This is a genomic window from Desulfohalobium retbaense DSM 5692 (genome assembly GCF_000024325.1).
GTDB lineage: Bacteria > Desulfobacterota > Desulfovibrionia > Desulfovibrionales > Desulfohalobiaceae > Desulfohalobium > Desulfohalobium retbaense.
The window spans coordinates 373544-388558 of sequence record NC_013223.1 but is presented as its reverse complement, the minus strand read 5'-3'; the positions used below and the strand labels follow the sequence as shown (position 1 = coordinate 388558).

At 60.2% G+C, this 15015-nt stretch carries 11 protein-coding genes; 7 read left to right on the top strand and 4 right to left on the bottom strand.

The window, feature by feature from the left end; genetic code table 11:
* Nucleotides 1–113: 113 nt before the first annotated feature.
* The 4 genes from gltA to recA all read right to left on the bottom strand — a co-directional run bounded on the left by gltA (nucleotide 114) and on the right by recA (nucleotide 6300).
* On the bottom strand, nucleotides 114–1535 hold the full coding sequence (gene gltA / locus DRET_RS01560; RefSeq protein WP_015750774.1) for an NADPH-dependent glutamate synthase: 1422 nt from the start codon (nucleotides 1533–1535) through the stop codon (nucleotides 114–116).
* Complete coding sequence (locus DRET_RS01555; protein ID WP_015750773.1) at nucleotides 1528–2382, bottom strand: sulfide/dihydroorotate dehydrogenase-like FAD/NAD-binding protein; 855 nt, start codon at nucleotides 2380–2382, stop codon at nucleotides 1528–1530. Before DRET_RS01555 ends, gltA begins: the two co-directional genes overlap by 8 nt.
* Nucleotides 2383–2523: 141 nt before the next feature.
* Nucleotides 2524–5166: an alanine--tRNA ligase gene (gene alaS / locus DRET_RS01550; protein ID WP_015750772.1), complete on the bottom strand. Its 2643-nt coding sequence runs from the start codon at nucleotides 5164–5166 to the stop codon at nucleotides 2524–2526.
* A gap of 66 nt (nucleotides 5167–5232) precedes the next feature.
* Nucleotides 5233–6300: a recombinase RecA gene (gene recA / locus DRET_RS01545; RefSeq protein ID WP_015750771.1), complete on the bottom strand. Its 1068-nt coding sequence runs from the start codon at nucleotides 6298–6300 to the stop codon at nucleotides 5233–5235.
* Between the two features lie 257 nt (nucleotides 6301–6557).
* Here recA and DRET_RS01540 point away from each other — a divergent pair, with 257 nt between their 5' ends.
* From DRET_RS01540 to dnaK, 7 genes are all read left to right on the top strand, one after another.
* Nucleotides 6558–7607: a tRNA sulfurtransferase gene (locus tag DRET_RS01540; RefSeq protein WP_015750770.1), complete on the top strand. Its 1050-nt coding sequence runs from the start codon at nucleotides 6558–6560 to the stop codon at nucleotides 7605–7607.
* Nucleotides 7608–7674: 67 nt separating this feature from the next.
* The gene (locus DRET_RS01535) at nucleotides 7675–8604 is read left to right on the top strand and encodes a calcium/sodium antiporter (protein WP_015750769.1); all 930 of its coding nucleotides are present in this window, start codon (nucleotides 7675–7677) and stop codon (nucleotides 8602–8604) included.
* A 169-nt stretch (nucleotides 8605–8773) separates the two neighbouring features.
* Complete coding sequence (rfbB, locus tag DRET_RS01530) at nucleotides 8774–9793, top strand: dTDP-glucose 4,6-dehydratase (RefSeq protein ID WP_015750768.1); 1020 nt, start codon at nucleotides 8774–8776, stop codon at nucleotides 9791–9793.
* Complete coding sequence (gene rfbD, locus DRET_RS01525; protein ID WP_015750767.1) at nucleotides 9780–10661, top strand: dTDP-4-dehydrorhamnose reductase; 882 nt, start codon at nucleotides 9780–9782, stop codon at nucleotides 10659–10661. The genes rfbB and rfbD overlap by 14 nt, the downstream gene beginning before the upstream one ends.
* A 20-nt stretch (nucleotides 10662–10681) precedes the next feature.
* Nucleotides 10682–11710: a heat-inducible transcriptional repressor HrcA gene (gene hrcA / locus DRET_RS01520; protein ID WP_015750766.1), complete on the top strand. Its 1029-nt coding sequence runs from the start codon at nucleotides 10682–10684 to the stop codon at nucleotides 11708–11710.
* 139 nt (nucleotides 11711–11849) lie between these two features.
* Nucleotides 11850–12437, top strand: coding sequence for a nucleotide exchange factor GrpE (grpE, locus tag DRET_RS01515; protein WP_015750765.1), 588 nt, complete (start codon nucleotides 11850–11852; stop codon nucleotides 12435–12437).
* A gap of 80 nt (nucleotides 12438–12517) precedes the next feature.
* The gene (gene dnaK, locus DRET_RS01510) at nucleotides 12518–14431 is read left to right on the top strand and encodes a molecular chaperone DnaK (protein WP_015750764.1); all 1914 of its coding nucleotides are present in this window, start codon (nucleotides 12518–12520) and stop codon (nucleotides 14429–14431) included.
* Nucleotides 14432–15015: the final 584 nt, after the last annotated feature.

Below are 15015 nucleotides of genomic sequence, written 5' to 3'. Positions count from 1 at the left end.
ACTGAATCCTCCCTCCTGAATAGACTGTCCGAAAATCCGGGAAAGGATTGTTCTCTTTATGGTGTAGGCAAACGTGGCGGCGCCACGGTCCGGCAATGATTGTCAAATCCAGGTTACCCCTGCTTGAGCAGGCGCCGGCTGATCTCCTTGCCCGCCTGCCGTCCGGCCCCCATGGCTTCAACCACGGTCGCGGCGCCGGTGACGATATCTCCGCCGGCAAAAACCATCGGCATGTTGGTCTCCAGGGTTTCCTGGTCGACCTCGATATAGCCGCGGCTGTTGAGCCCCAAATTCGGTGTGGCATTGAGCAGGATCTGATTCGGGCCGGATCCCACGGCGATAATCGCCAGATCGGTCTCCAGGTCGTAGGCTTCGTCCTCCACTGGCATGGGGCGGCAGCGACCGCTCTCGTCGGGCTCGCCCAGACACATCTTCTGGACCCGCATGCTGGTCAGCCGTCCCCCCTCGTCGCCCTGAAAAGCGACCGGACAGGCCAGGATTTCCAGTTGGACCCCTTCTTCGAGGGCGTGTTCCAGTTCCTCGAGCCGTGCGGGCATTTCTTCCTGGGTCCGCCGGTAAACGATGCGGACCTCTTCAGCCCCGAGCCGCAGAGCGGTCCGGGCAGCATCCATAGCCACATTGCCGCCACCGATGACCGTGACCTTGCGACCGGGAAACACGGGCGTGTCATAGTCCGGAAAACGGTATCCGCCCATGAGGTTGACCCGGGTCAGATATTCATTGGCTGAAAAAACGCCGATCAGATTTTCTCCCGGCAACTTCATAAACCGGGGCAGTCCGGCCCCAAGGCCCAGAAAAACGGCCTTGAATCCTTGATCAAAAAGATCACCGACGGTCATGGTTTTGCCGCCGACCCAGTTCATGTGGAATTCCACGCCCTGTTCCTTCAGGGTTTCGACCTCGGTGCGGACAATGGATTTCGGCAGCCGAAATTCCGGGATGCCGTAAGACAGCACGCCGCCGGGCAGATGCAAGGCCTCGAAAACTTCGACCTTGACCCCCTGCGCTGCCAAATACCCAGCCAGGGTCAAACTCGCTGGTCCGGAGCCGATGGCCGCCACCCGGAGATCCTCACGGATCATGGGGCAATCCTCACGGCCAACCGTGGCTTCACAGGCCGTGCCAGCATAGAAGGCGTCGGCCACATACCGCTCCAGACGGCCGATGGCCACGGGTTGCCCCGTCGGCCGGAGTTTGCAGCGGCCTTCGCACTGGTTTTCCTGCGGACAGACCCGGCCGCAGACCGCGGGCAGGCTGTTGGTTTCCTTGATGGTCCGAAACGCCTGTTCCACCTGCCCTTCGGCCAACTCCCGAATAAAACGTTTGCAATCGACTTCAACAGGGCAACCGTCCTGACAGGTGGGCGTTTTGCACTGCAGGCAACGGCGCGCCTCTTCCTGGGCCAGCTCAAGACTATAGCCGTTGGCGACCTCATTGAAATTCCCCACTCGTGCGGCGGGGTCCTGCATGGGCATAGAACGCCGGGGAAGAATCTTGGATTTCTTTTTAGTCATGATGGCATTTCCGGCAAAAATGGTCGTAGGAGAGTTTTTCCTGCTCGGAGAAAGTGCATTGCCGCCGCATCATTTCCTCGAAATCAACCTGATGGGCGTCGAATTCCGGGCCGTCAACACAGGCGAAGCGCACCGCGTCTCCCACGGTGACCCGGCAGGAGCCGCACATACCGATCCCGTCGACCATGATCGAATTCAGGCTCACGGTGGTCTTGATCCCGTAAGGCCGGGTCAATTCCGCAACGGCACGCATCATGGGCACTGGCCCGACGGCCACAATCTCACCGATGGACTCCCCGGCTTCGATCCCCTGCTGGATACGCTGTTCCAGAACTTCGGTGACCAATCCTTTATGGCCGCGAGACCCGTCGTCCGTGGCCACGAGCACCTCTGCGCTGATGGCCGTGAGCTCTTTCTCGAAAAGCAGCAGATCTTCACTCCGGGCACCGATAACAGAAACGACATGGTTGCCGGCCAACTGGTGCCCTTTGGCGATGTGGTGCATGGCAGCGATGCCAGTGCCGCCGCCGACGCACAGGACCGTTCCCACTGGCTCGATGTGGGTCGGTCGCCCCAGTGGGCCGCAGACATCCAGGATGGTGTCGCCGGCCTCAAATGTCTCCAAGTGGGCCGTGGACTTGCCAACCACCAGGTACACCAGAGTGATCGTTCCCTTCGCCGCATCCGTGTCCGCGATGGTCAACGGGATACGCTCCCCGTCGTCCGCCAGCCGCAGAATAATAAAATTACCCGGCTCGGCCTTGGCAGCGATCTGAGGGGCTTCGAGCACCAGCTCGCTGACCCGGCCGGGAATGAGCTTCCGTTTATGAAGAATGGGAACAGCCATGTTCCTTCCTTGGTTGGTTGTCCATCGGCGCGGCTTGCAAAGCGCCGGATTCAGGCGCGCCGACTCGAGCACGTGGCTGCGCCGAAGATCAAAGACCGGTCCGACCGGGCCGGCGGTTGTCCCTGTGCCCGGGGAGCGACCTTATTGCCCGCCGACAAGGTTGCGCAAGGAATCCAGGGCCGCCGGGATCCCTTCGGGATTGCCGCCGCCAGCCTGGGCCACATCCGGGCGGCCGCCGCCGCTGCCGCCGATTTCCTGGGCCACCTGCTTGATCAGCCCCGGGGCGGTAAATCGGTCGTGCAGATCCTGAGAAACAAAAAGAATCAGCATGGCCTTGGCTTCCTGCTTGGCAGCCAACAGGACCACACCTGAGGACAATTTGGAACGGACATCATCCATCATCCCGCGCAGGGTCTTGACATCAGGGGCTTCGACCTCTGCGGTCAAAACCGGAATGCCGCCAAGCTCCTCGACCTGGCTCATGAGGTCGCCGCCTTTGGCCGATTGGAGCTGCCCTTCAAGGGCCTCTTTCTCCTTGCGCAGCGACTTCAATTGCTCCTGAAGATCCTGGATCCGTCCCGTGATTTCGGTTTGGGGGGCCTTCAACAGCTGAGCGGCTTCACGCAATCGGGTGCGCTGCTCGGTGAAAGTGCGCACCGCCTGCCAGCCGGTGGCGGCTTCGATACGCCGCACGCCAGCGGAGACCGCTGCCTCGCTCAAAATGCAAAAAAATCCGGCCTGCCCGGTGGCGCGCAAATGGGTGCCGCCACACAACTCCCGGGAAACACCGGGGATATCGATAACTCGGACCTCGTCCTCATACTTTTCGCCGAACAGGGCCACCGCGCCCCCCTGGACAGCCTGCGAATAGTCCATGTGGGCTGATTCAACCGGGGTGTCGGCGAGGATCGATTGGTTGACCTTGTCTTCCACCGCCTGGATCTCCTCGGCGGTCAAGGCCTGGATATGGGTCAGATCAAAGCGGAGGCGATCTGAGGCCACAAGCGATCCCGCCTGCTTGACGTGCTCGCCCAGGACTTCGCGCAAAGCCGCATGCAGAAGGTGGGTCACGGTATGGTTCCGGGCCGTGGCCACCCGCTCTCCCTCGTCCACAATGAGTTCCGCCTCATCGTCCACGGCCAGGGAGCCTTGCTTGACCGTAATGGAGTGTACCGTCAACTGCGCAGCGGGCTTGATCGTGTCCAATACCGCCCCGTCGCCGCGCGGCCCGATAACCCGGCCGCTGTCGCCGACCTGGCCGCCGGATTCGCCATAAAACGGAGTCCTGGCCGTAACCAGATACCCGTTTTCGCCGGCGGCGAGTTCCTGGACCTCCTGCCCATCGTCCTTCAATAACGCCGCAATCCGGCTGGTCGACTGCAATGTCTCGTAGCCGACAAAATCGGATTGGACGCCCGCTTCAAGCAGGGCCACAAATCGGGCGGCCATGTCAGTGGCGCCGCTGCCGGACCAGGCCGCTTTGGAACGCTCCTTTTGGGCCTGCATATGCTCCTGGAAGCCGGCCTCATCGACAGTGAAGCCCCGCGCTTCAGCTACGTCATTGACGATATCGATGGGAAACCCGAAGGTGTCGTAGAGCTTGAAGGCCACCCCACCAGGCACCTGGGTTTGTCCGGCGCCCTGCAGGGATTCGAGTTCCTCTTCCAAAAGGGCCAGTCCTTTATCCAGGGTGGTGCCGAACCGTTCTTCTTCCTGCCGGACGACTTTGACCATGAAGGCAGCGGTTTCGTGCAATTCCGGATAATCGTCGCCCATTTCCGAGACCACCTGGGAGCAGACATCGAACAGGAAAGGATCGCGCAACCCGATCAAGCGGCCAAAACGAAAAGCCCGACGGATCAAGCGCCGCAGAACATAGCCGCGCCCTTCATTGGAGGGCAGGATCCCATCGGCCAGCATGAACGCCACGGCCCGGCTGTGGTCTCCGATCACGCGCAAGGCAGTATTGATCTCCTCGTCCTTGCCGTAGACGACCCCGGCGCGTTCAGCCGTGGTCCGGATCAACCCGGAAAAGAGATCGGTATCGAAATTGGAGTAGACGCCCTGACAGACCGCAGCGATGCGTTCCAGGCCCATGCCGGTATCGATCGAGGGTTGGGGCAGCGGGGTCATGGTTCCCGAGGCGTCGCGGTCGAATTGCATGAAGACCAGGTTCCAGATCTCCAAAAACCGGTCGCATTCGCACACGCCGATCTCGCACTCCGGTCCGCAGGACATATGGCTGCCCTGGTCGATCAAAATCTCTGAACACGGCCCGCAAGGACCGGTATCTCCCATGGACCAGAAATTGTCCTTTTCTCCGAGACGGTAAATCCGTTCGTCGGGCAGACCGGCGATCTCCTTCCACAGCTCATACGCCTCATCGTCCTCACGGTAGACCGAAGCGTAGAGCCGATCCTTGGGCAGGCCGAGTTCCTCGGTCAAAAATCGCCAGGCAAAGTCGACCGCTTCTCTTTTGAAATAGTCCCCGAAGGAAAAATTGCCGAGCATCTCGAAAAAGGTGTGGTGACGGGCGGTGCGACCGACATTTTCAAGATCGTTGTGCTTGCCGCCGACACGCAGGCATTTTTGTGACGTGGTGGCCCGGACGTAGTTGCGCTTGTCCTGTCCCAAAAAGACCTTTTTGAACTGGACCATGCCGGCATTGGTAAACAACAGGCTGGGATCATCCTTGGGCACAAGGGGGGAACTCTTGACGATTTCGTGTCCCTGGCGGGCGAAGTATTCGAGAAAACGTTGTCTGATTTCGGCTGCCGTTACCACCATATTCTCCGTATTTCTTGCTCGTGTTGCCGGAAGTCTCCGCATTGTGCCGCAGGGCCCGGATGGCTATTCTTCGGTTTGTTCCTCGCCGCCGTCAGCGGCTGGCTCCTGCCCGTTATCCTTCATTCCCAGATGCACGAGAAGTTTGTTTTCAATATCCTGACTGATTTCCGGGTTTTGCTGCAAAAAGGCCCGCACATTTTCCTTGCCCTGTCCCAGACGCTCTGAGCCGTAGGCGTACCAGGATCCGGACTTGTCCACGATGCCATGCTCCACGCCCATATCCAGGAGTTCGCCTTCTTTGGAGATCCCGGTTCCATACAGGATATCAAACTGGGCCTCGCGAAACGGGGGCGCGACCTTGTTCTTGACCACCTTGACCCGGGCCCGGTTGCCGTAAAACTCTTCCTTGTCCTTCAAAGTCTGAATGCGGCGAATATCCAGCCGGACCGAGGAATAGAATTTGAGGGCGTTGCCGCCTGTGGTCGTTTCCGGGCTGCCGTACCCGGTCATGCCGATCTTCATCCGGATCTGGTTGATAAAGATGACCGAGGTTTTGGAGCGGTGGATAGAGCCGGTCAACTTCCGCATGGCGTGGGACATGAGTCGGGCTTGGCTGCCGACCTGGGTTTCGCCCATGTTGCCCTCGAGTTCGGCCTGCGGAATAAGCGCGGCCACCGAGTCGACGACAATGACATCCAACGCCCCGGAGCGCACGAGCAGGTCGGCGATTTCCAGGGCCTGTTCGCCGTAGTCCGGCTGCGAGACGACCAGTTCGTCGGTCTTGACCCCGAGGCGCCTGGCATAGTTGACGTCCAAGGCGTGTTCGGCATCGACGAAAGCGGCATTGCCGCCACCCTTTTGGGCCTGGGCGATAATTTCCAAGGCCAGGGTCGTCTTCCCCGAGGACTCGGGCCCATAGATTTCCACCACGCGGCCTCGCGGGATGCCGCCGATGCCCAGGGCCAGATCCAGCCCCACGGAGCCCGTCGGAATGAAGGGCACTGCTTGGTGGGCGTCATCGGACAACCGCATCACCGCCCCTTGGCCGTATTTGCGCTCAATGGTGGTCAGCGCCGTATCAAGGGCTTCTTTCCGCAATTCTTCCGGTGAAACATTCGGTTTACGGGCCATGCTCGTCTCGCTTGTTTGCTCGTGCGTGTTCCAAAAAGGAATGTCTATCAAAAGGGCACCGCCAGGGCAACCAAGGCCCATCCCCTTGGTGCCCCGCCCTCGATCCGGTCCGTGTTTTCGGGATCTTCCCGCAGTCCTGCAAAAAGAACGGAGGCGACCCCAAACGCTGAGCCCCATGCCAGGAACAATGTGCGCCCGCGAGCCAGCGTCTTATAACGCCCCTTGCCGAAGCGCCGTGCCTCGGGTAGACAGCCCGCATGGCGCACGAACACTACGACGGTCTAACCCTTTTTTCTGGTGGCCTGGACTCGATCCTGGCCACCAAGGTTCTGCAGGCTCAAGGGCTGCGTGTCCTTGGCGTTCATTTTGTGACCCCGTTTTTCGGGGCCCCGGACCGACTGGCCCATTGGCAGCGGACCTACGATATCCCCCTGCAGGCCATTGACGCCGGGCAGGCCTTTGTGGACATGCTTTTGGCTGGACCGGAGAGCGGATTCGGCAAGGTCCTCAACCCTTGCGTGGACTGCAAAATCCTGCTTTTGCAACTGGCCAAGCAGCATATGGCCGCTTACTCCGCCCGCTTTCTGGCCACCGGGGAAGTCCTGGGCCAGCGCCCCATGTCCCAGCGTTCGGACACCTTGCAGGCCATCCGGAAAAAGGCCGACGTTGAAGATATCCTGGTCCGCCCCTTGAGCGCTCAACTCCTGCCGCCGTCGGCAGTGGAACAGCAGGGGATCGTCAACCGCGAACACTTGTTGTCTGTCCGGGGACGGGGACGCAAGGAGCAGCTCCGCTTGGCCGAGCAGTTCGGGATCACGGAGATTCCCCAACCCGCCGGGGGCTGCCTGTTGACTGAACCGGAGTCAGCCAAACGGTACTGGCCCCTGCTCAAACGTGGGCACACCCCGCCGGCCTCGGACTTTCACTTGGCCAACCTCGGCCGCCAGTTCTGGGCTGACGCACGGTGGCTGTGTGTCGGGCGCAACCAGAGCGACAACATCCTCCTGGCCGAGACCGCCGCAGTCGATGACTTTGTTTTCAAACTCAAAGACCTGCCCGGCCCCCTCGCCCTCGCCCGCCCGTTGCCCGGCGCCCAATGGGACGAGACTGCCATCCGGTCGGCAGCGGCCTTGACCGCCTCGTTTTCCAGCAAGGCCCGCCAGCACAAAGAGGACATCCTCATGCTGGTCTCCCATCAGGGCCACACCCGGGAACTCGCGATCTCCCTGGACTGGGCGCAGGACCTTCCCTGGCGCGAACCGGACTGGGACGATGTCGACAAATCACGCCTGCCAGGCGGCTGGTAGCACTCCGTTCCCGCCGAAAAAACGGCGCCCCCGGAGCGGATAGCGACGCGTCGCAAAAGGCATTTCTATGACCCATATCATCCCCGTGGTCCAAATCACCATCAGTGTCCTGCTTTTATGGAAAGGCGCCGACTGGATTATTGAAAGTGCGGCTGCTCTGGCCCGGCGCTTGCGGATCTCCGAGCTGGTTATCGGCCTGACTGTCGTGGCGATGGGTACCTCACTGCCGGAATTTCTGGTCACCTCCACAGCGGCCTTCAAAGGCTACAGCGACATTTCCCTTTCAAATATCGTCGGCTCCAACGTCTTCAATCTGAGCATCATCCTCGGTCTGATGGCCCTCATGCGGCCGGTGCCGACGCGGCGGGTCATGCTCGTTCGCGAAGGATCGGTCCTCTTGGGCGTGGTCGGTTTTGTCCTTTTGGCCTCCTGGGATCTCGTCATGGGGCGGGGGGCCGGACTCATCCTCGTGACGACACTGATTGTCTTTCTCCTGTTGCTCTTTACTCGCGCCCAGCGGCTGCCGCCGGGGTTGGAGACCGAAACCCAACGGGAAGGGTCCTTCAAAGATGTCGCGATCATCCTGTTAGGGTTTGCGGCCGTGGCCCTGGGCGGCAATTGGCTGGTCGAGGGGGCCTCTACCCTGGCCAGAGGGTTCGGGATCAGCGAATGGATCATCGGGGTGACCATTGTTGCCGCCGGGACGTCCCTGCCCGAATTGGTGACCTGCCTGCAGGCTTCCTTGAAAGGCAAAAACGACATGATCATGGGCAATCTTCTCGGTAGCGATCTCTTCAATTTTGCCGGGGTGCTGGGATTGACCTGCCTGCTCAACCCGTTGCATGTCTCGGCTTCGGCCCTGCCGAGTCTGCGCCTGCTGGTACTCAGTCTGGTGGTGGTCCTGGCCTGTACGCGCACGGGATGGCGAATCAGCCGGGGGGAGGGCGCGCTTTTGGTCTGTATCGGTCTGGCTCGCTGGACCCTGGATATCCTTTAAGCCTGAGTCCGTAGTCGTTCAATCCCAAGGGGCGGCGACAAAAAAGCTCAAGATCACAGCGGGCGTAAGCGTACAAAAGAGTTTGAACGTATTGCAGTCTCGCTGCCCTTGGGCGATTTTCAACGGCCTGCTCAGCTTCCCAACGTTCGGTTCAACAAAAGGACAAGCCATGCGCATTCTGGTCACTGGCGGATGCGGTTTCATCGGTTCCAATTATCTGTACCATGTTTTTGGCACCACGAACGAGGATGTCGTGGTCAACGTGGACAAGCTGACCTACGCCGGCAATCCCGCCAACATCGCTTCCCTGACTGAACAGTACGAGGGATCGCGCTATTTTTTCGAACACGCCGATATCGCCGACCCCGAGGCAATGCAGCGCATCCTCGAGACCTACGACATTGAGGCTGTGGTCAACTTTGCCGCCGAATCCCACGTCGACCGCTCCATTGACGATCCGGCCCCGTTTGTGACCACCAATGTCCAGGGCACCCAGGTCTTGCTTGAAGCCAGCCGCCGGCACGGCCTCAAACGCTTCGTGCACGTGTCCACGGATGAAGTCTACGGCTCGCTGGGTCCGGAAGGGAAATTCACGGAAGACACGCCTCTGGCCCCCAACAGCCCGTATTCCGCCTCCAAGGCCGCAGCCGATCTTTTGGTCCGGGCCTATGTCATGACCTACGATTTCCCCGGCATCGTCACCCGGTGCTCGAATAATTACGGTCCGTACCAGTTCCCGGAAAAGCTGATCCCCCTGATGTACCTCAAGGCCAGGGCGGGGGAGCACCTGCCGGTCTATGGCGACGGCGGCAACATCCGCGACTGGATCCATGTTGCTGACCATTGCCGCGGAGTGGACACCGCGCTCCGCCACGGCCGCCCCGGCGCGATCTACAATTTTGGCGGCGACGCCGAGGTCAGCAACCTTGAATTAGTCAAACTCCTGCTCCGCCAGCTCGACCGACCCGAGTCCTTGATCCGCTTCGTCACCGACCGTCCCGGACACGACCGGCGCTACGCCATGGATTATACACGGACGCACAAGGAACTCGGATGGCAGCCCCAGATCAATCTGGAGCACGGCCTGCAAGCCACAATCGACTGGTACGGCCAACACGACCACTGGCTGAGCGAAGTCCAATCCGGCGCCTACCGGCAATTTATGGATCGTTGGTATGAACGACGCTAACACCGACCAGACAGCCGTCGTCTTCGGCGGCAAACGTGGACTGCTGGGGCAGGCCCTGGTGCAAACCCTGCAAGAACAGGGATGGCGGGTCTGCGCCCTTGGCCGTGAGGATGTGGATGTCGATTCCCAGGAAGCCCTGACGGATCTCCTCTCCCGGCTCCGGCCCGGCGCCGTGTTCAACACCGTGGCCTATACCCAGGTCGATGCGGCGGAAACCGATGTCCAGAACGCCCGGCTTCTGAACCAAAGCTTTCCCTGCCGTCTTGGACGGGCCCTGCCCTCCCCGGAAATCCCTGTGGTCCATTTCAGTACGGACTTTGTTTTCGGGGGCGACCAGCGCACGCCGTACACCCCGCTGGATACGCCCCGGCCCGGAACTGTCTATGGCAAAACCAAGCTCGAAGGGGAAAAAGCGCTTTTGCAACTGGACTTGCGCCGGTTGTTCATCGTCCGCACAGCCTGGCTTTTTGGACCGGGAAAAGAGAATTTCGTCTCGAAGATGCTCAAGCTGTCCGCCGAGCATTCCCGACTCCGCGTTGTCCACGACCAGATCGGATCCCCGACCTATACCCTGGACCTCGCGGCCTACACACTCCACCTCCTTGAAAAGACCCCCGCCGGACTGTACCACATCGCCAACAGCGGACGGGCAAGTTGGTGCGAGTTGGCTTCGGAGGCCCTGGCCCTGTACGGCAGTTCCTGCCAAGTCGAGGCCATCACCGCCGCCGAATACCCCCAGCAAGCTGTCCGGCCAGCCTATTCGGTTCTCGACAACACAGCGTTTTCCCAGGCGACCGGAATCAAACCCCGCCCTTGGCCGCAAGCCCTGCGGGATTATATTTACCTGAGTGTGGAGTGCAGCGGCTAAACAACCGAAAGGCTGACGGCATGGATCTTTTTTCCCGCGAACAGACCATCCTGCGGATTATCGTCGAGGCGTATATCGAAACGGCCTCGCCGGTCGGTTCGCGCTATGTCGCCCGTCATTCCGGCCTGGACCTGAGCCCCGCCAGTATCCGCAATTCCATGGCCGACCTCACCGAGGCCTGTTACCTCGAACAGCCCCACACTTCGGCCGGACGCGTGCCCACCGGGCGGGCATTTCGCTTTTATCTCGACACCATTTTACAATTGCGCGCCCTGAGTTTTGATGAAGAATCCTTCATTCAGCACCGCTTGGGGGCTCCCGGACTGGAAATTTCACAGCTGCTGCAACGGGCCGCGAAGCTGCTGGCCTCCTTATCCCGGCAGGTCAGCATGGTCCTGGCTCCACAGCATGATACCATCCGATGGCAGCAGATCGATTTTGTCCGCGTCCGGGCTGATACGGTCATGGCCATCCTGGTCGCTCAGGGCGGCATCATCAGGCAACGGTTGATTTCCGTCGAGGAACCGTTGTCGCAAGACGATCTCATCGTTTTGAGCAACTATCTCAATACCCATTTCCGGGACCGCCCCATCCACGAGGTCAAGACCGCTATTTTACACGAACTCCAGCAGGTCCACGGGGCCCTGGACGCCCTTACGGCTCGCGCCCTGCAGCTCGCTGGCGCAACCTGTCTGGAAAGCGACAACGACCGCAACCTTTTCGTCAACGGGACATCCCGAATCCTCGACCATCCTGAATTCGCGGATCTCCAGAACGCTCGGGAACTCCTCTCCCTTCTGGAAGAACGCACCCGCCTGTATACCCTGCTTGACAAAATCTCCTTGGATCACCCGGCGGTCACCCTGGGCAACGAATTCGACGACAAACAGCTCCAGGATTGCTCGGTTGTTTCCGCTCCCTACCGGCTTCACGGCCACCCTCTCGGCCTGGTCAGCGTCATCGGTCCCATGCGCATGAATTACGCAAAAGTGGTTCCGGTGGTTGACTTCACCGCTCAGATACTTACTCAACTACTCCAAAGCAGATAACGCGACGTGAAACGGGGCTGCCCCCGTCCATTATCCTGCGCTACTGTCCGGTCTCCACCACAAATCCGCCAACCCGGGATCACCGGCAAGGAGCGTATCGTGCTGGGCCAAAACAACGACAAGGAATCAGGAGCCCTTTATGAAGCAGAAAAACACCCCCAACGAACAGGAACAGCAGGCCGCTGAAGCGCAAGAAGTGGAACAACCCGCTGAAACGGTCCCCGGCGAGGAACTCACCGACGAGGAACTCTACGCCCTGTGCCAGGACCGGATCTGTCCGGATTGTCCTCAGATGCACGAGGCCAAAAATGAAAAACTCCGCGCTTTGGCCGATGCTGAGAACTATAAGCGCCGCATGACCAAGGAAAAGGACGACCACGTCAAATTCGCCTCGGAAAAGGTGCTCGAGGATATCGTCCCCATCATCGACACCCTGGAACTCGCCCTGCAACACGGCAGAAATGTCGAGGGCTGCCAGGATGTCGTTCAAGGGGTTGAAATGACGCACAAGCTATTCCTGGACACCTTGCAGAAGCACGGCCTGGATCAACTCGGCAGCACCGGGGAAGAATTCGATCCCGCGATCCATGAGGCCCTGGCCGAAGAAGAGCGCGCCGACATGGACAAGGGCATGGTCTGCCAGATCATGCAGCGCGGCTACCGTCTCAAAGGGCGCCTGTTGCGTCCCGCCAAAGTCATGGTCAGCAAAAATTGTGAAAATTCGTAATCGCCCCCTTTACTAACGGCTGACCCGACTTACTTTGGTGTTGCAGAACAGAATTTTGATTGCGAAAGGAGGCTTTTCATATGGGCAAAATCATCGGCATAGACCTGGGGACAACCAACAGTTGTGTCTACGTCATGGAAGGCAAGGAAGCGAAGTGCGTGAACAATCCCGAAGGCGGGCGCACGACCCCTTCCATTATCGCCTTTACGGATAAAGAACGCTTGGTCGGCGATATCGCCAAACGCCAGTCGGTCACCAACCCGGAACGCACGGTTCACGGGGTCAAGCGACTGATGGGCCGCGATTACGACGACCCCCAAATCAAGGAATGGCGGGAAAAGAGCCCCTACAAGATCGTCGCGGGCTCCAAAAACGACGCCTATGTCGAGGTGGAGGATAAAAAGTACAGTCCTCCGGAAATCTCGGCCATGCTCCTACAAAAGTTGAAAACCGACGCTGAGGCCTATCTCGGCGAAACGGTCACTGATGCAGTCATCACCGTGCCGGCCTATTTCAATGACAGCCAACGGCAGGCCACCCGTGACGCCGGGCGTATCGCCGGTTTGGAAGTCAAGCGGATCATCAACGAACCGACCGCTGCTTCCTTGGCTTACGGCCTGGACAAGAAAACGAACGAAAAGATCGCTGTCTTTGACCTTGGCGGCGGAACCTTTGATATCTCCATCCTCGAAGTCGGGGACAACGTCGTTGAAGTCCGCTCCACCCACGGCGATACCTTCCTCGGGGGCGAGGACTTCGACCAGCGGATCGTGAACCACCTGGTCGACGAATTCAAAAAGGAAAACGGCATCGATCTTTCCGCTGACCGCATGGCCCTGCAACGGCTGCGCGAGGCTGCGGAAAAGGCCAAGAAAGAACTCTCCACCTCCATGGAGGCGGAGATCAATCTGCCGTTTATCACCGCCGACCAGACCGGCCCCAAGCACATGAACATGAAGCTTTCCCGGGCCAAACTCGAGGCCCTGGTCGAAGATCTGGTCGAGCGGACCATGGCGCCGTGCAAGACCGCCTTGCAGGACGCCGAACTCAAGGCCGGAGAGATCGACGAGGTCATTCTCGTCGGCGGCATGACCCGCATGCCCCTGGTCCAGAAAAAGGTGCAGGAATTCTTTGGTAAGGAACCGCACCGCGGCGTGAACCCCGATGAGGTCGTGGCCATGGGGGCGGCCATCCAGGGCGGCATCCTGGGCGGCGACGTCAAGGACGTGCTCCTGCTCGACGTGACCCCGCTCTCCCTGGGCATCGAAACCATGGGCGGCGTGTCCACCAAGCTCATCGAGAAGAACACGACCATCCCGGCCCGCAAGAGCCAGGTCTTTACCACTGCCGCGGACAATCAGCCCTCGGTGTCCATCCATGTCCTGCAGGGTGAACGCCCGATGGCTCAGGACAACAAGAGCCTGGGACGCTTCGAGTTGACCGGTATCCCGGCCGCGCCGCGCGGCGTGCCACAAATCGAGGTCACCTTCGACATTGACGCCAACGGCATGGTCAATGTTTCGGCCAAGGACCTCGGCACCGGCAAGGAACAGTCCATCAGCATTCAGCCCTCCAGCGGTCTCTCGGAAGACGAGATCGACAAGATGGTCAAGGAAGCTGAATCCCACGCTGAAGAGGACGAAAAGAAGCGTAAGCTCATCGAGGCCCGCAATCAGGCCGACAACCTGATCTACACCACGGAGAAATCCTTGCGCGACCTCGGTGACAAGGTCGAGGACGACGTCAAGGCCGATATCGAACAAAAGATCGAGGCCCTGAAAAAGACAATGGAAGGTGAGGACGAAGAGGCGATCAAGAAAGCCACTGACGAACTCTCCCAGGCCTCCCATCAACTGGCCCAGAAGCTCTACGAACAGCAGCAAGGTGGCCAGGCCGCGGGCGACGCCGGCGGTGAACAGGCCCAGCAGGACGCCTCCAGCGGCGGACAAGACGATGAAGACGTCGTCGACGCCGACTACACTGAAGTCAAATAACTCCCGCGCCCCTACGGGAACCCAGCCCCGGTCGCCGGTAACGGCGACCGGGGCTTTGTGTATCTTGTCCTGGGGACGAGCCTCTGAGGCCCTTTCTTTGGTGACACGGCTCCTGCCAGATTCCGGGCTCTTGCCGTCCGGCCTTGCTTCGTGCCTTCGCGGCTTTGCGTGCCTGTTGGCTCTGCCCGGGCGGGCACAAGGCCCGCCCCTACGGTGGATGTGGGGGCAAGGGGCAGAATTGTGTTATCGCTTGTAGGGGCGTGTGGCGCACGCCCTTTTTCCGGGCCGTGTGCCCCCCCATGTCGGCTTCGGCTGGCGCCGGAGCCGACCTACTAGTTGATTTGAGGGCAACGATACGACCCAGCACCCCCTCCACGGCCCTCCTCCTTGGCAAGGGGGAGGGAGCCGTGAAAGCTCCTAACAACCACGTCCTGCCTTGACAGGCCTTCCGGGGCTTTCTAGACTTCCTCCGCCCGGGAGCCCCCGGGCTCGATTTTTTTTTGGACCTTGCCACACACGCTGGCCCAGAGCCGGCATGATCCGCGCATACGACCAGACCGCGCCCCGCCACGCGGTTTTTGCGC